This window comes from Sulfurimonas sp., from assembly GCF_041583195.1.
In the GTDB taxonomy this organism is placed as follows: Bacteria; Campylobacterota; Campylobacteria; order Campylobacterales; family Sulfurimonadaceae; genus Sulfurimonas.
Map to the genome: position 1 here is coordinate 301635 of NZ_JBFHGL010000001.1, position 22150 is coordinate 323784.

27 protein-coding genes are annotated in these 22150 nt (G+C 34.2%); 13 read left to right on the forward strand and 14 right to left on the reverse strand.

Annotation, left to right across the window (positions count from 1 at the left end):
• Window positions 1-274: 274 nt before the first annotated feature.
• Genes ABZA65_RS01545 through ABZA65_RS01595 form a run of 11 tightly spaced genes read left to right on the forward strand, consistent with a single transcriptional unit; the run spans window position 275 to window position 6117 of the window.
• Window positions 275-442 (forward strand): hypothetical protein, encoded by a 168-nt coding sequence (locus tag ABZA65_RS01545; protein WP_373069871.1) that lies wholly within the window; start codon window positions 275-277, stop codon window positions 440-442.
• The gene (locus tag ABZA65_RS01550) at window positions 439-1245 is read left to right on the forward strand and encodes a PD-(D/E)XK nuclease-like domain-containing protein (protein WP_373069873.1); all 807 of its coding nucleotides are present in this window, start codon (window positions 439-441) and stop codon (window positions 1243-1245) included. The genes ABZA65_RS01545 and ABZA65_RS01550 overlap by 4 nt, the downstream gene beginning before the upstream one ends.
• Window positions 1245-2114 (forward strand): recombinase RecT, encoded by an 870-nt coding sequence (locus ABZA65_RS01555; protein WP_373069875.1) that lies wholly within the window; start codon window positions 1245-1247, stop codon window positions 2112-2114. Before ABZA65_RS01550 ends, ABZA65_RS01555 begins: the two co-directional genes overlap by 1 nt.
• Before the next feature lie 37 nt (window positions 2115-2151).
• Entirely contained in the window at window positions 2152-2505 is a 354-nt protein-coding gene (locus ABZA65_RS01560; protein ID WP_373069877.1) for a hypothetical protein, read from the forward strand.
• Window positions 2505-2633 (forward strand): hypothetical protein, encoded by a 129-nt coding sequence (locus ABZA65_RS01565; protein WP_373069879.1) that lies wholly within the window; start codon window positions 2505-2507, stop codon window positions 2631-2633. Before ABZA65_RS01560 ends, ABZA65_RS01565 begins: the two co-directional genes overlap by 1 nt.
• Complete coding sequence (locus ABZA65_RS01570) at window positions 2630-3322, forward strand: hypothetical protein (RefSeq protein ID WP_373069881.1); 693 nt, start codon at window positions 2630-2632, stop codon at window positions 3320-3322. Before ABZA65_RS01565 ends, ABZA65_RS01570 begins: the two co-directional genes overlap by 4 nt.
• Window positions 3319-3720 carry a hypothetical protein gene (locus ABZA65_RS01575; RefSeq protein ID WP_373069883.1) on the forward strand — a complete coding sequence of 134 codons (402 nt, stop codon included), beginning with the start codon at window positions 3319-3321 and terminating at the stop codon, window positions 3718-3720. Before ABZA65_RS01570 ends, ABZA65_RS01575 begins: the two co-directional genes overlap by 4 nt.
• Before the next feature lie 29 nt (window positions 3721-3749).
• On the forward strand, window positions 3750-4019 hold the full coding sequence (locus ABZA65_RS01580; RefSeq protein WP_373069885.1) for a hypothetical protein: 270 nt from the start codon (window positions 3750-3752) through the stop codon (window positions 4017-4019).
• Window positions 4020-4034: 15 nt separating this feature from the next.
• The gene (locus ABZA65_RS01585) at window positions 4035-4331 is read left to right on the forward strand and encodes a hypothetical protein (protein WP_373069887.1); all 297 of its coding nucleotides are present in this window, start codon (window positions 4035-4037) and stop codon (window positions 4329-4331) included.
• The gene (locus ABZA65_RS01590) at window positions 4312-5388 is read left to right on the forward strand and encodes a tyrosine-type recombinase/integrase (RefSeq protein WP_373069889.1); all 1077 of its coding nucleotides are present in this window, start codon (window positions 4312-4314) and stop codon (window positions 5386-5388) included. The genes ABZA65_RS01585 and ABZA65_RS01590 overlap by 20 nt, the downstream gene beginning before the upstream one ends.
• Window positions 5389-5430: 42 nt before the next feature.
• A complete protein-coding gene (locus tag ABZA65_RS01595; protein WP_373069891.1) occupies window positions 5431-6117 on the forward strand; it encodes a response regulator transcription factor in 687 nt (228 codons plus the stop codon).
• On the opposite strand, the gene ABZA65_RS01600 is transcribed toward ABZA65_RS01595, so the two are convergent.
• Both ABZA65_RS01600 and ABZA65_RS01605 read right to left on the reverse strand, forming a co-directional pair.
• Window positions 6114-7988 (reverse strand): cache domain-containing protein, encoded by a 1875-nt coding sequence (locus ABZA65_RS01600; RefSeq protein ID WP_373069893.1) that lies wholly within the window; start codon window positions 7986-7988, stop codon window positions 6114-6116. The two genes, ABZA65_RS01595 and ABZA65_RS01600, sit on opposite strands and share 4 nt — an antisense overlap.
• On the reverse strand, window positions 7981-9171 hold the full coding sequence (locus ABZA65_RS01605) for a DNA recombination protein RmuC (RefSeq protein WP_373069895.1): 1191 nt from the start codon (window positions 9169-9171) through the stop codon (window positions 7981-7983). The genes ABZA65_RS01600 and ABZA65_RS01605 overlap by 8 nt, the downstream gene beginning before the upstream one ends.
• Window positions 9172-9404: 233 nt before the next feature.
• On the opposite strand from ABZA65_RS01605, the gene ABZA65_RS01610 reads away from it, so the two are divergent.
• Together ABZA65_RS01610 and ABZA65_RS01615 are read left to right on the forward strand one after the other, a co-directional pair.
• Window positions 9405-10952 (forward strand): DEAD/DEAH box helicase, encoded by a 1548-nt coding sequence (locus ABZA65_RS01610; protein WP_373069897.1) that lies wholly within the window; start codon window positions 9405-9407, stop codon window positions 10950-10952.
• Between the two features lie 114 nt (window positions 10953-11066).
• Window positions 11067-11489, forward strand: a complete 423-nt coding sequence (locus ABZA65_RS01615; RefSeq protein ID WP_373069899.1) for an HIT domain-containing protein — start codon at window positions 11067-11069, stop codon at window positions 11487-11489.
• 19 nt (window positions 11490-11508) lie between these two features.
• Here ABZA65_RS01615 and ABZA65_RS01620 read toward each other — a convergent pair whose 3' ends face one another.
• From ABZA65_RS01620 to ABZA65_RS01675, 12 genes are all read right to left on the reverse strand, one after another.
• Window positions 11509-12507, reverse strand: coding sequence for a beta-ketoacyl-ACP synthase III (locus tag ABZA65_RS01620; RefSeq protein WP_373069901.1), 999 nt, complete (start codon window positions 12505-12507; stop codon window positions 11509-11511).
• 11 nt (window positions 12508-12518) lie between these two features.
• Window positions 12519-13520, reverse strand: a complete 1002-nt coding sequence (gene plsX / locus ABZA65_RS01625; RefSeq protein WP_373069903.1) for a phosphate acyltransferase PlsX — start codon at window positions 13518-13520, stop codon at window positions 12519-12521.
• 3 nt (window positions 13521-13523) lie between these two features.
• On the reverse strand, window positions 13524-13673 hold the full coding sequence (rpmF, locus tag ABZA65_RS01630; protein WP_152307975.1) for a 50S ribosomal protein L32: 150 nt from the start codon (window positions 13671-13673) through the stop codon (window positions 13524-13526).
• 22 nt (window positions 13674-13695) lie between these two features.
• The gene (locus ABZA65_RS01635; protein WP_373069906.1) at window positions 13696-14046 is read right to left on the reverse strand and encodes a hypothetical protein; all 351 of its coding nucleotides are present in this window, start codon (window positions 14044-14046) and stop codon (window positions 13696-13698) included.
• A gap of 8 nt (window positions 14047-14054) precedes the next feature.
• A complete protein-coding gene (gene ndk / locus ABZA65_RS01640) occupies window positions 14055-14468 on the reverse strand; it encodes a nucleoside-diphosphate kinase (RefSeq protein ID WP_373069908.1) in 414 nt (137 codons plus the stop codon).
• Between the two features lie 128 nt (window positions 14469-14596).
• Window positions 14597-14881, reverse strand: coding sequence for a 4Fe-4S dicluster domain-containing protein (locus ABZA65_RS01645; RefSeq protein WP_373069910.1), 285 nt, complete (start codon window positions 14879-14881; stop codon window positions 14597-14599).
• 119 nt (window positions 14882-15000) lie between these two features.
• Window positions 15001-16155 carry a methionine adenosyltransferase gene (gene metK, locus ABZA65_RS01650; RefSeq protein ID WP_373069912.1) on the reverse strand — a complete coding sequence of 385 codons (1155 nt, stop codon included), beginning with the start codon at window positions 16153-16155 and terminating at the stop codon, window positions 15001-15003.
• An 81-nt stretch (window positions 16156-16236) separates the two neighbouring features.
• A complete protein-coding gene (gene galU, locus ABZA65_RS01655; protein ID WP_373069914.1) occupies window positions 16237-17073 on the reverse strand; it encodes a UTP--glucose-1-phosphate uridylyltransferase GalU in 837 nt (278 codons plus the stop codon).
• Between the two features lie 12 nt (window positions 17074-17085).
• Window positions 17086-18795: a sugar phosphorylase gene (locus tag ABZA65_RS01660; protein WP_373069916.1), complete on the reverse strand. Its 1710-nt coding sequence runs from the start codon at window positions 18793-18795 to the stop codon at window positions 17086-17088.
• A complete protein-coding gene (locus ABZA65_RS01665; RefSeq protein WP_373069918.1) occupies window positions 18795-20012 on the reverse strand; it encodes a glycosyl transferase in 1218 nt (405 codons plus the stop codon). The genes ABZA65_RS01660 and ABZA65_RS01665 overlap by 1 nt, the downstream gene beginning before the upstream one ends.
• Complete coding sequence (locus tag ABZA65_RS01670) at window positions 20005-21285, reverse strand: glycerate kinase (protein ID WP_373069920.1); 1281 nt, start codon at window positions 21283-21285, stop codon at window positions 20005-20007. The genes ABZA65_RS01665 and ABZA65_RS01670 overlap by 8 nt, the downstream gene beginning before the upstream one ends.
• A complete protein-coding gene (locus ABZA65_RS01675; RefSeq protein WP_373069922.1) occupies window positions 21275-22093 on the reverse strand; it encodes an HAD-IIB family hydrolase in 819 nt (272 codons plus the stop codon). Before ABZA65_RS01675 ends, ABZA65_RS01670 begins: the two co-directional genes overlap by 11 nt.
• Window positions 22094-22150 lie beyond the last annotated feature (57 nt).

Sequence of the window (22150 nt, forward strand, 5' to 3'; positions counted from 1 at the left end):
CAAGCAAAACGGCAACTTTCTCCTTAAAAAAGAAATTTAACTACTAAGCAATTTTAGATACATAACCTTATTAGGTATGTCTTTGGGTAGGGCTTTAGCCTTTCTACTTGCTCTATAAGCTATTAGTAAAGGCGATACGATAAAGGTCAGAAAAAATGATGCTGTTCAGAGAAGTAGATGCAGCAAAGCTAATAGCGGTTTTAGTTGAGAGTGCAGCAACACTCTCTTAGTCTTTAAAAATAAAAACACGAAATTATACCATAAGGAGAAAGATATGGTTGATGATGGAACAAAAGCGATCATAGTGATTCTTTCTTTATGTCTAGGAGCTTTGTTTTATGCTCTTATAGAAGATAAGACGGAAGCAATAGTGACCGCTTGGAAGATAAAAAGCTTCTTTCAAATGGTAAGAATAAAACTACTGTTAAGGGAGTTAAGATGAGTAAGATAGAAAAATACAAAGGGTGCATGAAAGTATCTGATGAAGAATACTTTAAAATCCCTGCACTTTCAAATAGTGACTTTAGACTATTAAAAGAGAGTGTTTTACACTATGAAAATAAAGATTTATTCCAATTAAGCGGATCATCTTTAGAGTTAGGTAGTGCAGTTCATAAGTTGGTATTAGAGCCGGACACATTTAATGAAGATTTTGTAATCGAAGATTTTAAGGGTGCGGAACTAAACAAAAACTCTAAAGCGTACAAAGAAGCAAAAGCTGCATGGGAAGATGGTGTTAAAGGTAGAAAAATTCTATCTAAAGACCTTTTTGAGCAAGTTACTTTAATGGCTAAAAATGTAAAAGCTATTGCCGGTGGACTGCTTCAAGGTGGTATAGCTGAAAATGCTTTTATATCAGAGTTTGATGGTATGCCGGTTAAATGTAAAGCTGATTACTATAGACAAGATGCAGGTGTAGTTATTGATTTAAAGACTACTAAGAGCATTAAAGACTTTAAAAAGTCTATCCTGGAATATGGCTACGGTACACAATCGGCATTTTACTTAGATGTAATCAATAAAGCAGGTTATAAAGCAGATAGATTCATATTTATCTTGGTTGAAACTTCTGCTCCTTACATGGTAAGTGTGCAGGAAATGAGTTTAGAGAGTATTGAGGAGGGTAGAGCTATTTATAGTGAGCTTCTTCAAACTTGGAAAAACTACAAAAATGATGGTGTAGTTAATGTTGTTAAAACTACAGGCTATCCGGAATGGTATTTAGAACAAAGGAGAGGTGCGTAATGAATAATTTACAAGTAAGAGAAGATCAAATTAAACAAGGTCTTGTAGCTCAACAAAAAATGGTAAAAAGTCTCTTTGGAGACAAAGCAAAAGCAGATAAGTTCTTAGCAACTGCTGCAAAGGTGGCAACAGATTATAAGTTAGCTAACTGTAATGTAAACAGTATTATAGATGCTTGTGTAACTGTAGCTCAATTAAACCTTGATCTTAGTCCGGCACTATCTCATGCTTACATAGTTCCGTTTAAACAATCGGTGCAGTTAATTGTTTCTGCAAGAGGTTACACAGCTTTACTTGCTCGTAACGGTTGGAAGCTAAAGAGCTACATAGTAAATGAAGCTGATGATTTTGAGTATGTGATAGATGGCTTTGAAGAAACTATCAGATTTGTTAAAAACATTGATGATATGGATGAGAAGTTTAGATATGCAGTAGCATTAGCTCAATCTCCGGATGGTACTCTTTACATTGAAGTAATGAACGCTAAACAAATTGATAAACATCGTTTAGTTAGCTCAAACCAAAAAGGTAGCAAACCTACAGGTGTATGGGCTGATTGGTTTAATGAGATGGCAAAAAAGACTGTTATCAAAAAGCTTGTTAAGCAACTTCCACTTGGTGAGGAAATAATGACTGCAGTAGCTAAAGATGATAAACCTATTGAAGCGGAGATCATAGCTGATGAAAAAGAGACTGTAGATATAAACTCTATGATTACTAGCCCTGCTACTCCTGAACATGATGAACTCACAGGAGAAGTATATCAAGATAAAGATATTGAAAGACCTGTTACTCAAAAGCCTGATATGTCACTACTTGATGGTGTTAATGCTGATTGTACAGATAAAGAGATGGAGGAAGCTGTTTAGGCTTCTTCTTCAAATAAAAATCAAAGGAAAATAACTAATGAAAAAAAGACTAGCGGTAGCAAACGGAACATATCAAAATAGTGTCGGTGAGACTAAAACAAGATGGGTAAATGTTGGTGTGATAGGTATAGCAGCTAATGGTAAAGATTATATGCTTATCGATCCTACTATTAACTTTGCAGCTTTCCCAAGAGAACAGGGTAAGGATATGGTTATGGTAGGTATGTTTGAAGATGAACAAAATGCAGGACAGCAACAGCAGCCACAGCAAGGTTATCAACAGCCACAACATCAAACACCTGTTCAAGTATATAAAAATGCTGCAGGACAACTTACTGATCCGCAAGGTAATTTACTTCTTGATGCAAATGGTCAGCCACGTTATCAGTAATGAGTGCCTTTAACAAAGTCCTTGAAGCAATACAAGGTAAACCACAAAACGGTCATGCACTAGCTAACTTGCAAAACAAAGCAAGTTTGGCTAAAGCTAAAAAAGAGATTGAGGAGATGTTGAGATGAAAAACATACTTATGAATACTGAAATGACTAAAGCTATCTTAGAGGGTAGGAAAACACAGACTAGGAGAGTATTGTTAGACTGTAAAGAGTTTGATATTGAAGAACATGAAAGTGGATTTAACTTAATTCACGATTACAAATGTAGAATTGAGAATGTCGGTATTTTTTCAACTAAAAAATTATTGATGAGATATTTTTCAGATAAATATTCTAAATATAAAATAGGCGATATTCTTTATGTTCGTGAAACTTTTGTAAGAGGTGTTGAACATGATGAAAATGATTGTCCTTTAACTACAGAGGACGGTAGCGATTGGATATGGAGAACTTACTATCGTGCAGATGATGAACTTATAGAATGGGTAGATGAAGATGGAGAAAATGTAAATGTACCATGGAAACCATCTATCCATATGCCTAAAGAGTATGCTCGCATCTTCTTAAAAGTCACGGATGTAAGAGTTGAGAGGTTGCATGATATAACTTATGCAGATGTAAAGAAAGAAGGATTACCTTTACATATAGACATACCGAAAGAACACTACAACAACAAAATAGCAAATGGGCTATCTATAAATCCAATAGAACATTGGTGGATAAACCTTTGGAACTCAACAGCTAAAGACGGTTACAAGTGGGAAGATAATCCTTATGTATTCGTATATGAATTTGAAAGGGTAGAGAGATGAATGAGTTTATAGTGTGGGATGAAAAACAAAAAAAGTTTATACAGCCTAGTCGTGAAATAGTAATGACTACAAAAGATGGTTTACTAAAAGGTATAAATGGTGGCAATGGTTTTGTTGAACAATGGAAACCATTTTCGTACATAGGCAAAACAGACATAAACAACAAAAAGATTTATGCTGATTGTTCTATTCTTGAGTTTAAAATGTACGGAACTAAAAGTGTTGTTTCTGTAAAAGGGTATTTTTATTGGAGTTGCGAAAAATTAAGATATAAGTTTATGTCTTTAGTTGTTGATAATTATCCAAGAAAAGAAAAAAATATAGAATGGAATAGAGCTATTGGTCAAAGATTTAAAATCATAGACACTATCCAAGAAAATAAACTTGGATTAATTTAAAATCTATTCATTTTGATATAGATGATGCCTTGCAAATAGCTCTTAAAAGAAAAGAGAAATACATATCTCAAAATAAAGAGTTTAAATATCAAGCATATCTTGATGTTCTTGCAAAAGTCAAACAGGACTTTATAAAGTATGGAGACAAAGTTCCTTTTACTTCTGATGAGTGGGATGATAGTTTGGTGTATCATAGAGAGCAAAAAAAAGAAGTAAAAAACTATTATCTGATCATCGGAAACAAAGAGTTAGAGAAAAAAGAAAAAAACAAAGAAAGTTTGTTAAAACTTTTAAATTAGAGATGGGGTGGTAATATGGACACAAAAGCATTTGAAAATTTAGAGCTTATTCCGCAGCTTCTGCAAAAAATAGAATCTATGGAAGAAAGATTGAAAAAATTTACACCTGCAGTTACTACAAAAAAAGAGGTCGCTAAATTTTTAAATCGTTCCGAAAGAACTATAAATAGGTATATAGCGGAGGGCTTTCTTAAAGAGGGCTATCATTTTGACCGAAAAAGTGATAAACTTCTAGTGTTTATAGAGGATAAAATCTTAGAATTTAGGGATCAACTAAACAGAGGTATTATCAATGAAAAAATTGCGGTTTAAAAATCGTAACGGTGTTTTGTATTTTGGTTTTGATGGTAAGTTTAAATCATCTAAATTAAAAGATACAAATGTAAACAGGAACATTATAAAAGGTAAGTTCCTTAGAGGTGAGCTAAATAGTGATCTAAGTATAAATGAGCATAAATCGCCTTTGATTAAAGATTTAGTTAAAGAGGTTTTTATAGACAAAAGTAAACATCTTAAACGAAAAACTTTAAAGGCTTATGCTACTGCTAAAGACAAGCATATTTTACCGTATTTTGGCGATAAAATGGTAACGGATATAAAACCGATTGACATTAAAAACTTTCAAGATGATTTAGTAGCTAAAGGATTAAACTCATCTTCGATAAGGTTTCCAAGAGTAATTCTAAAAGAAGCATTTAACTTAGCTATACTTAGTGAGCATATAATCTCTAATCCTATTGTAATGGTAGGTGTTCCAAAGATAAAGAAAAAAGAGCAAAAACCAAAGCCCTTTACACTAGATGAGATTGATTTGATTTTATCTTCTGCTGCCGGTCCTCTTAGAAACTTTTTAGGAATATCTTTTTTTACAGGTATGAGATCAGGTGAACTGTTAGCTTTAAAATGGGAAGATGTAGATTTTGAAACAGAAACTATCACTATCAATAAAACTATTGCTGATGGTGCGATAAATTCTGCTAAAACAAAATCGAGTGAGCGTGACATAGAAATGATACCACAAGTTATAGAGTTTTTTAAAGCACAGCAGCTTGTGACTTTTTTAAATGGTAGCTATGTTTTTCTAAATGCTAGAAATAATCATTATGGAAACAATATGACTATGTATAGCAAATATCAAGATTTATTGAAAAAATTAAAACTTGAAAAAAGAAGTTTACATAATACAAGACATACTTTTGCAAGTATTATGTTAAATAACGGAATTGATCCTCTTTGGGTATCAAACACACTAGGACATAGTAACTTACAGATCACATTAAAGATCTATACTCACTATATGCCTAAAAAAGAAAAAATGAAGTTACCTTTTTTAGAAAAGAGGTACAAAACAGGTACACTATCCTTATAAAGCCCTATATTAGGAGCAATATATCTAAAAGGAAATTAAACCATGATAGATTTACTTAAAAACTTTACTCTGCTTTATGTAGAAGACGATGAGATGGTTAGAAAAAATGCCGTCGAATATCTAAGCAGAATTTCCAAAAAAGTCCTTGAAGCACAAGACGGCAAAGAAGCAATACAAATATGGAAAGATGAGAAGCCTGATATTATAATTACGGATATATCTATGCCAAAACTAAATGGTTTGGACATGGCAAGCTATATACGCTCAATAGATAAAAAAGTTCAGATTATTGTAGCTACCGCTCATTCTGATACCGAGTATTTGATGCAGGCAGTTGAATTGCAACTTGTAAAATATATAATCAAGCCTGTGACAAAAGAGAAACTTATAGACGCACTAAACAGATCTATGGACTTAATAGAAGACAAAAGTAAATTCAATCTAAAACTATCTGAGAATACTTTCTACAATGGATTTGAAAAAATTATTTTGGAAGATGATAAGCAGATCAAACTTACAAAAAACGAAACACTTTTTTTAGATCTTCTCGCACATCATCACACACGTGTAGTCACATATGAAGAGATTGAAGATGCTATATGGCCGATTGAGGGGATGAGTCAAGATGCCGTACGTTCACTTGTAAGAGGTATTCGTAAGAAGATACCAGAAGGTGTTATAGAGAACATAAGCGGAAGCGGATACAAGTTAAATATCTATACAAATTAGAGAATAATTTTAAAACTAACTCCGCCATCTATATTTTCAACAACTATTTTTCCACCTAGATGCTCTTCAACAATCATCTTAGACATATATAGTCCAAGTCCTGTTCCATGTTGTGCATCTTTAGTAGTGAAATATGGTTCAAATATTTTATCTATAATTTTTGGATCAATACCACCACCATTATCTCTAACCTCAACAAAAGTCACATCTTTATCGCACTGAGTTATTATCTCAATTTTTGGATTTTTAACCTTGTTTTGAAACAGAGCATCTTTTGAATTTTTGACAAGGTTTAATATCACTTGAACAAATTCATTGACATATATATCTACATCATTATCACATCTATCTATATGTACTATCTCTACCTCGGAATTTTCTAACGGTTTTTTCATCAACTCCAAACCGCGTTTAACTACATTACCGATATTTACCATCTCTTTTTTCTGATCAGGTTTAAAATAATCTCTAAAATCATCGATAGTTACACTCATAAACTCTAAAAGGTTATTTGCTTCTTTGATCTTTTCATCCATATACTTTTTATCAAGCTCTTTATACTCATATGCAGAATCTATGTTCATAAGTACATAACTAAGCTGGTTAAGCGGTTGTCTCCACTGATGTGCAATCATACTGATCATATCACCCATATCAGCCATCTTTGCCTTTTGTATCAGCATCTTATCTTTTTGTCTTAAGTTATGAAGCTCACGTGCTACTCTTTGCTCTAGCGATGCATTTAAAAACTCAAGTTGTTGTTGACGCGATTTTACATTTTGCTGATACGATAAAAACATATGGTTAATTGCACGTGAGAGAAGAACCGATAAAATTAAAACCAACACAACAATGATTATAGATATGTTTCTTATAAACTCAAGTTCTTTATTAACAAGACTTTGAATCTGCTGCTGTTTTTTGAGCTCACTTTCACTCATTTTGGAGATGTTGAAAGCATAAACTATATGCCAGTTGAAATCAGGAATATATCTGTCATAGTAAAGATGCCCGGATATGCTCTCTTCATACCAGTTTGACTCCATACTCAATCTGCCTTGTATGTCATCAAGTGATTCTTTGCTAAAAAGTTCTCTGATCTTTGGAGAGAAATATATCGGTTTTTTATCTTCGTATATGATCATAAAATCATCTTGCTGTATAGGGCTTGATCTTATGATCTCTAAAGAATCGTTTTTTATAAATTCCAGCTGTTGTATATCAAATATACTTGAGCCTATATACCAATCGTAAAAGCCAAGGTCTTTAACATATATGGTTTTTATGCCTCCGCCTTTATAATGCTTGCTTTTTATAAAACCTTCTTTATATTTTCTCACCTTTGTGATCTCTTCTAATACAACAGATCTGCCATCAGCATCCGTATAATCAAGTATATTTTTATTTTGAGATTCACGCGAACCGCTGAGTATACTGTTTCCATCAAACGAGCTTATAAAAATATAATTTTTCTTATCGTTAAAAGACATCTTTAAAAGTGCATCTTTGATACGGTTCTTTATATCCTCTTTTGAATGTGTATTTTTATATTTATCGTATATATATTTAGCGCTCTCATATGCAAGTTCAACTCTTACTTTCAATTCATGTTTTATCGACTCATCTATTGAAGAGCTTTTATACTGAATTAAAGAGCGTAGTTGATTAACCCATATCTCGCTCTCTTTTTTCTTGTTTATAATATATTCGTTAATAGAGTTCTTTCTCGCCTGTTCAAAATGTTGTTCAAGCTTGTCTATATAAAACGTACTCATAAATATTCCGACTACCAATACTAACAACGATGGAATAACGATGATCAGTTTTGGCAGTAGTTTTGTTTTGTCAAAAAAACTGTTTTTATTACGCATCTTCTTCACTTCTTATACTCAAACTTTTTTTAGGTTTCAACCCTAAACCTACAAGGTTTTGAGCACGTTTAATAACATTACCACGACCTGATTTTAGTCTGTTCATTGCTATGTCGTAACTCTCTTTTGTTTTATCGATCTGAGTCCCGATTTTTTTCATCTCATCTACAAAACCCACAAGTTTATCATACATTGCCTCAGCTTCACTTGCAATTTTTTTTGCATTTTCTTCTTGTCTTTGAGTACGCCAGATATGCTCAATTGTACGAAGTGTTACCATAAGAGTAGATGGTGATACTACAAGAATATTACTCTCGTATGCACGTTTGAAAAACTCACCGTCATATTCGAGTGCTAACAAAAAAGCACCCTCTATCGGCATAAACATAAGTACATAATCCAGTGTATTTATATTTTCAAGTTTTTCATACTGCTTTGTGCTTAGCTCATCTATATGTTTGATTATTGAGTTTATATGCTCTTTTAATGCCTTATCTTTTTGCTCATTATCATCTATAGCTATAAAACGCTCATACGCAGTTAAAGAAACTTTTGAGTCAACTATAATATCTCTATTTTGCGGCATATGAATCACAACATCTGGAAGGTATCTTTTTCCATTCTCATCTTTGAGATGCATTTGAAGTTCATACTCTTCACCTTTGCGAAGTCCTGATTCTTCAAGAATTCTCTCAAGTACTATCTCACCCCAGTTACCCTGTGTTTTACTCTCACCCTTTAGTGCATTTGTAAGATTAAGTGCATCTTGGCTTAACTGCTCATTCATCTGTTTTAATCGTTTTAACTCATCTTTTAACAGATGTCTGTCTTTTAATTCCTCTTGAAACTGTTCTTGGGAGAGTTTTGAGAAGTTGCTTATCTGTTCACGAAAAGGTTTCAACATCATTTCAAACTGTTTTTCATGTGCTAAGTCAAAGCTTTTTGTTTTATCTTCAAATATCTTATTTGCCAAAATTTTAAATTCGTTTGAAAGTTCATCTTTAGCACTTTGTAGCACGCTTAACTTCTCTTTTGAGGATTTTATCTCATGATCATATTTTGTTTGTAATACTGCATAATTTAACTCTAGCTCTTTAAAAGAGTTGTTCTGTTTTAAAAATAAAATAACAAAAATAATCGCAATAACAACAGAAATTATAAAGAGCATAGGATACAGTTCCAAATTAAAACCTTTAGATTAAAATATAACAATTATACAATAATGATATTAGATTTGAAACACCAATTCTTAAGCGGTTTCATATCTGTTATGACTTCAACTCTAACTTTGCTTAACTTAGATACAATTCCGAACAAATTTTAGGGGACGGTGTCAGTCCTATGATAAGAAGCCAACATATACAAAATATATAAATTAAGCTCACTTGCGTCATCCCCTCAATATAAAGGTAAATGATGCAAGAGAATGCACAAAACGAAACAACTGAGCAAGAAGCTCAACCAACACTAACGTTCCAAGACCTTGGTCTTAAAAAACAGATCTTAAACTCTATTAAAAAAGCAGGTTTTACTGCTCCAAGCCCTATCCAAGCTCAAGCAATTCCTGTTGTTCTAAGTGGTCGTGATATGGTAGGCCAAGCTCATACCGGTACTGGTAAAACAGCAGCGTTTGGACTTCCTGCACTTAACAACATGAAAAGAGAATCAGGTGTTGAAGTACTAGTTATCACACCAACACGTGAACTTGCTACTCAGGTAAGTGACGAACTGTTCAAATATGGTAAAGACTTAGGTGTTAAAACTACAACTATTTATGGTGGTAGCTCTTATAAGCGCCAGATAGATCTCATTAAACGTGGAGCTGGTATCGTAGTAGCTACACCTGGTCGCTTGTTAGATATCTTAAAGCGTGACATGTTAGAAGACTTTGCACCTAGCATGGTTATTCTTGATGAAGCTGATGAGATGCTTGATATGGGATTTTTGGATGATATTAATGAGATTTTCTCATACCTTCCAACAGATCGTCAAACTCTTTTATTCTCAGCTACTATGCCAAAACCTATTAAACTTTTAGCTGAGCGCATTTTAGAAAATCCTGAATTTATATCAATCACAAAAGGTGAGACTACAAACGCAGATATTACTCAACAATATTATGTAATTGATGAGAGTGAGCGTGATGATGCTATTATCCGTTTAATGGATGCAGAAGAGACTGGTAAAAGTGTAGTATTTTGCCGTACAAAAAGTGAAGTTGATAGACTAAGTAATGTTTTAAGCAATGCAGGTTACTTGGCAAACGGTCTTCATGGAGATATGGAGCAACGCCAACGTGAAACTGTGATCAGCGGATTTAAGAAAAATTCTGTAAAAGTACTGGTTGCAACTGACGTTGCAGCACGTGGTATTCATGTAAACAATATTACTCACGTATTTAACTACCATATTCCGTTTGATCCAGAGTCTTATGTACACCGTATAGGTAGAACAGGCCGTGCAGGGACTAAGGGTAAAGCTATTACACTTTTAACTCCTCATGAATTTAAAGAGCTTCAAAAGATTAAGAAAAAAGTCGGAACTACAATGGAACATGCATTTGTTCCAAGTAAAAACGACTTAAGAGAGAGTTCACTTAAATCACTTGTTGCTAATATAGAAGATCATAAGATATATGATGAAGCTCATAGAGTTTTAGATATGTTAAAAAATGACATAGACGAAGAAACTATCATGTATAAACTTGTGTCTATGCTACTAGACAAACAAAGTGTTAAAGGTCCTGCAGATATTGGTATACCTGCTGAGAAACTTACTAAAATACTAGAAAGACTTGAAAAGCAAGGTGACAGAGGTGGAAATAGCCGTGGTCGTTCACGCGGACGTGGTAACTTCCGTGGTGGTCGTAGTAGTCGCAGTGGCGGTGGAGATAGAAACTCTAGCCGTGCACGCCGCGGAAACAATAACGGCGGACGTAATAAATATAAAAACACTAAAGATTAAATAACACTTAGCTCTATTTGAGCTAAGTCACACTCCCTTACAACTTACTTTTACTTTCAACATTTTAAACTTTATGATATAATTTTTTAAAACACCTATAAAAGGGGCAATATAGTGCACACTATTATTTATGAAGATAAAGAAATATACATTGAGAAGCATGAATCTGAACTTCCATGGGTAAAAATATTCACACAAGAACCTTATAAAGAATTAGGGGATATGCCAAAAAAACTAAGAACTCGCTTGTGGAACGTATATGATATAGTTGAGTTTCATATGAAATTTTATTATAAACCAGATAAAATCAACATGGCTTCGTTTGCAAATAAACTACCGCGTGTACATATACATGTAATAGCAAGATTTGAATCAGACAGCTGGTTTCCAAATACTGTTTGGGAAGAAAAAGTAAGAGAATCAAATCTAAATCTTCCAGATGAAGATAAATTTTTTAAAGAGCTTCACATTGCTCTAACTGATCAGGCAAAAAATCTTGTTACACACGATAGAAGAAGTACAGATAGAAGAAGGTAGCAGTATAAGAACTATACTACTACTTTTTAGGGGAAAACGGCACTAGTGCAGATCCCCAAGTAAGACCACCGCCAAAAGCATCAAGAAGCATCAACTCACCTGCTTTTAAATTACCTGCTTCATAAACATCATTTATTGCCATTGGTATTGAAGCTCCTGATGTATTACCGTATTTTGCAACAGTTAATACTACTTGCTCCTCTTTTAACTTTAGAGCATCGCCTACAGCTTTTATAATTCTATAGTTGGCTTGGTGTGGAACAAAGTGTTTTATATCTTCACTTTTTATATTGTTTGTCTCTAAAATATCAACAACATCTTTAGTAAGTGTACGAACAGCAACTTTGAAAGTCTCGTTACCTTTCATCTGCATAAAACAGCTATTTGCTTCTTGGTCAAGTGAATCGTGAGCTGATCCGCTTCCACCGTTTGGAGTCATTAGAAGATCTGCAAACTCACCATCAGCACCTGTATGAATATCGATTATAGCTTCATCTTTGTTATCGGTTGCACTGATAACTGCAGCTCCTGCACCATCACCAAATAAAATACATGTCCCGCGATCTTCATAGTCTGTAATAGCTGATAATTTTTCAGCTCCGATAATAAGAACATTTTTTTTCATGCCTGACTCGATAAAAGCCTTTGCGATTGAAAGGATATACACAAAACCCGTACATGCAGCTGATATATCAAAAGCTTGTACATTTGGTAGTCCCAGTTTTGTTGAGATAATTGTTGCAGTTGATGGCATACAAAAATAATCAGGTGATATCGTTGCACATACAACTAAGTCTATATCTTCTTTGGCAACACCGCTTCTCTGTATTGCAAGTTCTGCGGCTTTAGCACCCATATCAGAAGTATATTCATTCTCTGCAGCAATATGACGCTCTTTTATACCGGTACGTTTTGTTATCCACTCGTCTGAAGTGTCTACCATTTTTGCAAGATCTTCATTTGTTAAAATCTTTTTTGGTACATAAGCCCCTATAGAGCGAAAAGCAGCATAAGCCATTCAATTAACCTTTAACTAGATTGTTTTTCATTTAAAGCAGCTATACGACTAATTATGTGTTCATTAACACCTGTCTCAGTATAGTTAATAGCTTGAAAGATTGCATTTTTTATAGCTTTTGGACCACTTTTTCCATGGCTAACGATTGCACAACCTTTAATTCCGATAAGTGGTGCTCCACCTACCTCTTCATAATCGATCTGCTTTTTAAGAAGTTTAAAAACTTTTCTCATTAGAAGTGCGCCGGTGATCGATATTGGAGATTTACGAATGTATTCTTTTATAAGTCCACTAACAGTTGAAGCTACACCCTCACTAGATTTCAGTACAAGATTTCCAACAAATCCATCACATACGATAACGTCTGTAGAAGCGTTGAATATGTCTCCACCCTCTACGTTACCTTTAAAACCTTTATATCCTTGAAGAATTTTAAAAGTAGCTTTTGTAACTTCATTTCCTTTAGAGTCTTCTTCACCGTTTGCAAGTAAACCAATACTAGGTGTGTCTATTTTAAATAGATCTTCTGCATAACATCCACCCATAATTGCAAATTGTGCTAAGTGTTCAGGTTTTGAATCAACATTTGCACCAACATCCATTAGAATAGATCTTCTTTTTGATTTAGTCGGCATCAAGGATGCTAATGCTGGACGTAGTACACCAGTAAGACGACCAAGTCTAAGCGTAGCTAGTGTCATTGTTGCACCGCTGTGACCAGCTGAAACTACACCATCAGCCTCACCGTTTCTTACAAGTTCCATAGCAACGTAGATAGTACTCTCTTTACGTTTTACTGCATCTGTAGCAGCATCACTCATAGATATTACATCATCTGTATCTACTATAGAAATCTTATCTCTATAACTTCTTGGTAACAGAGGTAAAATTTCGTCTTTTTTACCCACAAGAATTGGTATAAATCTTTTTTGTTTTAGTGCTTGCACACAACCTTTAACAATTGGTTCAGGACCGAAGTCCCCACCCATTGCATCAATAGCAATTTTTACCATTGATTATTTATACTCACCAGTAGTTGGATTGATATGGTGTGGTAACTTGTAAGTTCCATCTTTATCTTTTACCGGACGAGCTAGTTTGATTTTATAGTGAGTTCTTCTTTTCGCTGAACGTGAATGAGATACTCTTCTCTTAGGTACTGCCATCTTTTTTTCCTTTTATTTAATTTTATTTACACTTTTCACAAGTGTTATAATCGCTTTTGATAAGTTCTAACTCTGAAGCTAAAATTTCATCTAGATCAGCTTCACCATCCATCGCTTCCACGACATCGATCAAGCTTTCGTTTGAGCTTTCATATAATCCGTTTGATACGAAAAAGTCAACTTTTTCGTTAACATTCATCTCATACTCTTCAGCACAAATATCACAAATTACGGGTAGAGAACCCTTTATTTCAGCATTTAGGCGAAATAATTTATCGCTATCATACTGTATAAAACCTTTAAAAGTTATTTTATCAGACTTTATTTCAAAGTCTGATGGAGTTTTTGAAACTTTTATTAGTTTGATTTTCATAAATTAGATTATGAAATTTCTCTCGCTGAGAAGAAAAATGCAATCTCAACTGCAGCATTTTCAACTGAATCACTTCCATGAACTGCATTTGCATCGATATTTTCAGCAAAATCAGCACGGATAGTTCCAGCTTCAGCTTCTTTAGGATTAGTAGCTCCCATTAACTCACGGTTTTTAGCCATTGCATTTTCACCTTCAAGTACTGAAACTACAACTGGACCAGAGATCATGAAGTCAACTAAGTCGTTAAAGAAAGGTCTTTCAGCATGGATTGCGTAAAAAGCTTCAGCATCTGAACGAGTTAACTGAATTTTTTTTGTTGCTGCAATTTTAAGTCCATTACTCTCAAAACGGTCTAATATTTTACCAATAACACCCTTTGCAACGGCATCTGGTTTAATAATTGATAGTGTACGTTCCATCAAAACTCCTAATTAATTTTAAAAATAGGATGGAATTATACCGAAATTTTTGTATTTTTTTGATTAAATTTAGAAATTTTTCCAAGCAGGATGCTTGGAAATTGAAGTTTTAGTAATAATTTTACTACTTATTCTACAATAGGTTCTTTGTTAGAACGTTGCTCATCTGTAATATCATCACGGTGTGCTGGTGAATCACCGATTGCATCCCATGTAATACATCCTTCAGTAGGACATGCAGTAGCACATGCAGGCTCATCGTGATGATCTACACATTCTACACATTTATCACCGTAAACGTAATAAATCTCTTCACCTGTCGGATTATCATCCTCATCAACGATTGCTTCTACTGGACACTCGTCAATACAAGCACCACAGTTAATACATGTATCATTAATATATACTGCCATAATTTTCTCCATTAAATAATTTCAAAAGCAAGTTTATCACATATTTTTTAAAGATAGCTAAAATAATTAGTTTTAAATGAAGAAATCCCCCTGAGTGGGGGATATGATAATGATTATTATTAAAGATTTAAAAAGTTTTTAATCTCTTCAACTTTATTTGTTTGTTCCCAAGGGAATTCTTCACGTCCAAAATGCCCGTAAGCTGCAGTTTTTCTATAGATAGGACGAAGAAGATCAAGTGAATCTATAATACCTTTTGGTGAAAGATCAAATAACTCTTTTACACACTCTTCAATTTTAGATTCATCTACTTTTGCAGTCCCTTGAGTATCAACCATAATAGATACAGGTTTAACTACTCCAATTGCATAAGCTACTTGAAGTGTTGCTTTATCACAAGCACCTGAGGCTACCAAGTTTTTAGCAACCCATCTAGCTGCATAAGCGGCACTTCTATCAACTTTAGTTGGATCTTTTCCTGAGAATGCTCCACCGCCGTGAGGACAACTTCCACCATAAGTATCAACTATAATCTTACGTCCAGTTAAACCGGCATCACCTTGTGGTCCACCGATTACAAATTTTCCTGTCGGGTTGATATGGTACACTGTATTATCATGCATCATATCTGCAGGGATTACGTGTTTAATAACCTCTTCAATCACATCTTTGTGGATCTGCTCTTGGCTAGTCTCTGGTGAATGTTGAGTAGATATTACAACAGTTTCAACTGAAACAGGATTTCCATCAACATATTTCACAGAGATTTGAGCTTTACCATCTGGGCGAAGATAAGGAACTATTCCTTCTTTTCTAACTTCAGCTAGTCTTTGTGTTAAACGGTGTGCCAAATAAATTGGAAGCGGCATAAGTACATCTGTTTCACGACAAGCATAACCAAACATAAGTCCTTGGTCACCTGCGCCGATCTCACCACTCTCTTGGTCAACACCTTGATTAATATCAGGTGACTGCTCACCGATACCATTTAATACAGCTGCAGATCTATGGTCAAATCCATAGGTAGCATCTGTATAGCCTATCTCCTGAACAACTTCTCTTGCAATCTCTTGCATCGGCGCATATGCCGTTGTCTTCAGTTCGCCTGCTATTACACAAAAACCATTAGATACCAGAGTCTCACAAGCTACTCTGGCATTTTTATCATTTTCAATAATATAATCCAAAATTGCATCACTGATTTGATCAGCCATCTTATCAGGATGCCCTTCTGTTACAGACTCTGAAGTAAATATGTACTCTTTTTGTGACATTTTTAACTCCCGTCATCGATTTTATATTGAAGTATGGCTAAGCCATAAATCGAGCGAAGTATATCACACTATGTATTAATTTTAATCTAATTGATTTTTCTCTAATTCATAAAAATAATTTGTTGCTTCAACAAACCCTTCTACACTTCCACAGTCAAATCTTTTACCTTTAAATTTGTATGCTATAACCATACCTTTTTTAGCTTGTTCACACAGTGCATCCGTAATTTGTAATTCACCGTTTTTTCCAGGTTTTGTATTTTTGATCATCTCAAATATATCAGGAGTTAATATATATCGACCAATTACTGCTTGGTTAGTAGGTGCTTTATCATTATCTGGTTTTTCAATCATGTTTGATACCATGAATATACCGTCTTCGATCTCGTTACCTTCTATTACACCGTATTTATGGATCTCTTCATTTGGTACTTCCATAGTAGCTATAACACAACACTTATATTTGTTATACACATCTACCATTTGCTTCAATATACCATCACCATTAGGATTTACACACAAATCATCTGCAAGAATTACTGCAAAAGGATTATTAAATCCAACAAGTACATTTCCTTTATATATAGCATCTCCAAGACCTTTCATCTCATTTTGTCTTGTATATGTAAATGTACATTTATCAATAATTTCCCTTATACCATCAAGCATCTTCTCTTTTGATGAACCTTGTATCTGATGTTCTAACTCATAAGAGATATCAAAGTGATCTGTTATGGCACGCTTACCACGACCTGTAATAACAGCCATAACTTCACATCCTGCTTCCATAGCCTCTTCAACACCATATTGAATTAACGGCTTAGTAAGTATCGGTAACATCTCCTTTGGCATAGCCTTAGTTGCAGGTAAAAACCTTGTACCGTACCCAGCAGCTGGGAATAAACATTTTCTTATCATTATTTTCTCCTTCTAATATTTTAACCACATAACTTGGTATCTCTCTAAAACAACTTTATCACCAGGCTCTAAAGTTTGGATGGACAACAGATCACTTAGAGGTTTAGTACATTTTTTTGGCAATTCAAATTCAACAACATCATCAGAAAAATTATGAAGTGCCAAAATAGACTCTGTTTTGTCTAAAGAGTGCTGTAAAATAGAGAATACGCTTTTGTGCAGATCCAAAAACTCAAACTCCCCAAAAGGGTTAAAAGATTTCTCATCCGTTCTTATCGATATCAATTTTTTATATGATGAAAAGATCATATTCTCTATAGTACCATCGCGATTTAATTTATCCTCTAAGGAACTATAGTTAAATTTTTCACGATTTATACTTCTATTAATTCCTGTAAACTCAACACCCTCGTGATAGTTTTTAGAACCTACTAGAGAGTGAAAATATACACCGGCTACACCAGGCATTGACAGGGTGACAGCTTGAGTTACCATCATCCTTTTTGTTCTTAGTGCATCAGGATCATCAGGGTGGGAAAGTATATCAATGTAAGAACAGTTAAGCTCATAAGGTTTATGACCCTCTTCTGTACCTCTATATGACACTAAACCTCCGTGTTCCTCTGTTTTTTTAACCAAAAACTCTATCTCTTTATCATCTAATATATCGCTGACTGGTCTGACTCCTACACCATCGTGCGAAGCAGTAAAATTAAAAAAACAAACCTTGTCATTTGGCAATTCTAAAGTTTGTGCCCAGCTTGTAAGCTTAGAAGTATCTCCAGTAAGTATAGAGTGAACCAATAGTGGAGGCATAGCAAAATTATAAACCATTTGAGCTTCATCTTCCCCAGTACCGAAATAAGATATATTCTCACTATGTGGTACATTTGTCTCTGTAATAATTATAACTTCAGGGGCAACCTGGTGAAGGACATCGCGCATTAATTGAATCAACTCATGAGTTTGTTCTAGATGAACACACTCTGTTCCAATCTCTTTCCAAATAAACGCAATAGCATCAAAGCGGATAAGAGTAGCACCTTTTTGTATATAGTAAAAAAGCGCATCTAAAACAGCTAGTAATACCTTATAAGAAGCGTAATTAAGATCTACCTGATCTTTTGAAAAAGTTGTCCAAATATTATGAACCTTCCCGTCTACATCTGTAAATTCAGATAAAAGTTCTGAGGTACGAGGCCTTACAACTTTACTGAGATCTGTTGATGGATCCAAATCTATAAAATACTCTTTATAGTCTTCATCTCTATTAAGATAAGCTTTGAACCATTTAGAATACTGCGACATATGGTTAATCACTCCATCTACCATAAGTCTGTAATCACTACTTATGTCCTCTATCTCTTTCCATGAACCTAGTTTTGGATCAACCTCACTATAGTCAATTACGGAAAAACCATCATCTGAAGAGTATGGATAAAACGGCAAAATATGTACAGAGTTAAGCACACCTTTTAGATGTTTATCTAAAAAGCGTTTTAATGTTTCAAGCGGAGATTCCTCCGGGCACTGAACTTGATCTCCGTATGTGATCAGTATAGTGTCTTTATGGCTCATGGTATATGGTTTAGATACTATTAAATCTTTATATTTTTCTATAAGTTCATCTATAAGTAATGATGCTTTTTTTGCATCTTCTTCACCATATAGAAATTTCAAACTATCATCAATAGTTTCTATCTCATGTTCGTCAACCGACATTAACTCTCCATATTATCAGCTTTTACCGCTTCATAAAATTTATCTGAAAATTTTGGTAAAACCGATCTTACAGTGATCCAAGGTGACATTGGAGGTATACCCATAGGATCTTTATAAAACTCATTCGCAGCTTCTTTGATAGCATCTTGGAATGCTTCAACCGCTAGTATTTCAGATTGTCTATTATACTCTAATCCGTTTAACTTACTCAGTGCATTAAACTTTGAAATCTCAAATCTCGACTCTTGGTAATAAGATGAAAGAAGAGTTTGAAACGATGCTTTTGAGAAGATCACACCTTCTTGAGAAAGAATTCTAAAAAGTGTTTTGGCAATATCATTTGCCATTTTATACACACCACCACCATCATCTTTTGAACCAAGTTCCTGGTGTTTGTGCTCATATGTCTCCATAATCTCAGTCTGACATATACGCTTATTTGATGTATTTTTATAAACTTCTGAAAGGGTTGATACTTCTAATCCCCATGTTGGAGATATACCAATACCACGACCAAGTGATCTTATAAATGAAAACTCGCCAGAAAGTGCATAACGAAAACTCTCCATATAATCCAAATATCTGTTTTTACCAAAAGTGATCTCTAAAGATTTAATAAGAGGTGTGTAAAACAACCTTGTAACACGACCATGAAGTTTACTTGTTACACGAGAATAATACCCCTTGTTAAACTCAAAATCAAGTCCTGGGTGCACTATGGGATAAAACAGTTTTGCAACTATATCTCTTTTATAATTTACAATATCACAATCATGCAGAGCGAACGCATAGTTATCTTGTTCGGTCAAGCCATAACCTATCATAGTCCAAACATTTCTACCTTTTCCAGGTGTATCAAGTCCGGGAAAGTGTTCATCAGTAAGTTCTTTATAGATCTCTTTAATTCTAGGTCCGTCATTCCAAAGTACGTCTACTTTACAGTTTAATACGCTCATTCTTTTTTTAACATCTTCAAACTGCTCTTTAGTAGCACGATCCAACCCAAGGATAATTTTATGCAGATACTTTACATCTTTTAGCTCATTTATAATCGTCTCCATTGCAGGTGTCTCAAACTCTGAATACAGTGCAGGTAAAAGAAGTACCATATTTCTTCTTTTTGCAAATTCCTCAAGTTCTACTTCCATATCCTCTAACGATCTACCACCAACGTTTTGAAGAGTTGTTATAACTCCGTTTTGAAAAAAATCAGCCATCAATATCTCCTTTTAAAATTATTGCCAAGTCTATTACGTTTGTACCGGTTGGTCCTGTTACAATCAGATCACCGGTTTGCTTAAAAAAATTGTAACTATCAAAGTTTTGAATATATTTATCTATATCTAACTTTGAATAATCACACTTTGCATCTACAACTGCACCTGCAGCATCAGAATTTCCATCAACCCCATCTGTAGATGCGGATAAAAAAGTATAATCAAGTCCATATTCTTTTAATTTTTTCAACATCAAAAGCACTGCATGTTGATTTCGCCCGCCTTTTCCGTTACCATTTAGATCTACTGTGCACTCTCCACCGAGTATTATACACTCATGCTTTGACTCATGTGAGATCTTAAGTATCTTCTCAACCATCTGATTTACTTCACCATGCATCTGTTTTTTTACAAGTTCGACGCTTAAACCAAGCTCTTTTGCACACTCTTTTGCACTATGCTGCGCATGCATATTTGATGCAACAATATGGTGTGTAACTCTATTTAGAGGTGCTTTAGGCGTATCCTCTATAACTCCATCTATGCCTTTTTTTATAATTATTTGTATAGATAAAGGCATCTTGTCAAAAAGATCTTTTTCTTCTAATATGCTTTTCACATCTTCAAAACTACTCTCATCTGCATATAAAGGAGCTGAGCCTATTGCATCTAATGGATTATCTATAACATCAGATGCAACCAAGACTACACCTTGTGCTAAACATTTTTGTGCTAAGCGTCCACCTTTAACTGATGAGATATGCTTTCTTAACATATTTATGTATTGAATTTTTATATTGTTTGATAACATCAGCTTTGTTGCATCTTGAAGCTCACTCAGATTTACCTCATCTAAAGGCAACTCTAAAAGTGCTGAAGAGCCTCCTGAAAGTAAATAGATATAGAGATCATCTTCACTACACTCTTGCATCATATCAATAAGTGCTTTTGTAGAATCTAACGTATTTTGATCAGGGATTGGGTGTGAACCTATTTTTACATCTATTTTTTTTAGTTCAAAGTTATCATAGGGACTGATTACTCTACCTTTATATATTTTATTTTGAAGTAGTTTTTCTATCTCTTTAGCCATTGCATAAGAAGCTTTACCTGAACCAAATATATAAAGTTTTTTATATTTTTTAAGATCGTAGTCTTGACCATTAATACTAAAGATATCCCCGTTAAGAGAGCAGCTCTGTTTCATAAAGTTTTGAGGAAGTACTGACTCAAGTGCTGTTTCAAAAATTTTACGAGCTGTTTTAGCCGACATCAAATATCTCCAGTAAAGCCTTATTCCAACCTTTTGGACCAGGGTATTCACTTTTTTGTATATTTTTACACTCTATACCGGTACATTCAATATCTGCATACTTTCCATTATGAAGCTGAATCAAAACTCCAACATCTGCAGCTTCAAGCATTGTAAAATCATTTGCACTATCACCCAAAGCAATCATTTTAAGCTCTTTATTTAGACGCTCTTCATATAAATATGTAAGATATTTCATTGCTTGAGCTTTATCTTGTCCGTGTGAAATTAGATGATAAAACCTGCCGCCTTGAACTATATCAAGTCCTGCATTATTTGCAGATACTTTTATCTTGTGTATATCTACATCATCTCCTGCAATAAAAGGTTCTGTAAAGTCTCTTCTCATAGCATGAATAACACTGTCTTCATGAAGTCCTGTAAGTTCTGCAACCTCTTTTTTATCCATATCTCCAAAACCACGAATATTGTGCTCTTTTTGAAGTACTTTAAAAAAGAGTCTGACCTCTAGATAACTTTGAGCACGGCTTATTTGAATATGTCTGTTTTGGTGTGGCATAACACCTTTGGTTAAGATTGCATCAGGCGGAATATATATACCCGCACCATTTTCAACTATAAACGGGCACTCTATTCCAATCTCATCTTGAAGTTTTCTAACTTCGCTGAAAGTCTTACTTGTAACTATTATCAGAGGGATTGAATTGTTTTTTAAATAGCTAATCGCTTCTTTGGCATCATCAAAACTATAATCATTATGGTTTAGTAATGTACCGTCTAAATCTGTAAATACTAAATACTCAAGCATTAAAAACCTTTTTATGCAACAATAATAACCAAAAAACATTACATATATATAAAATAA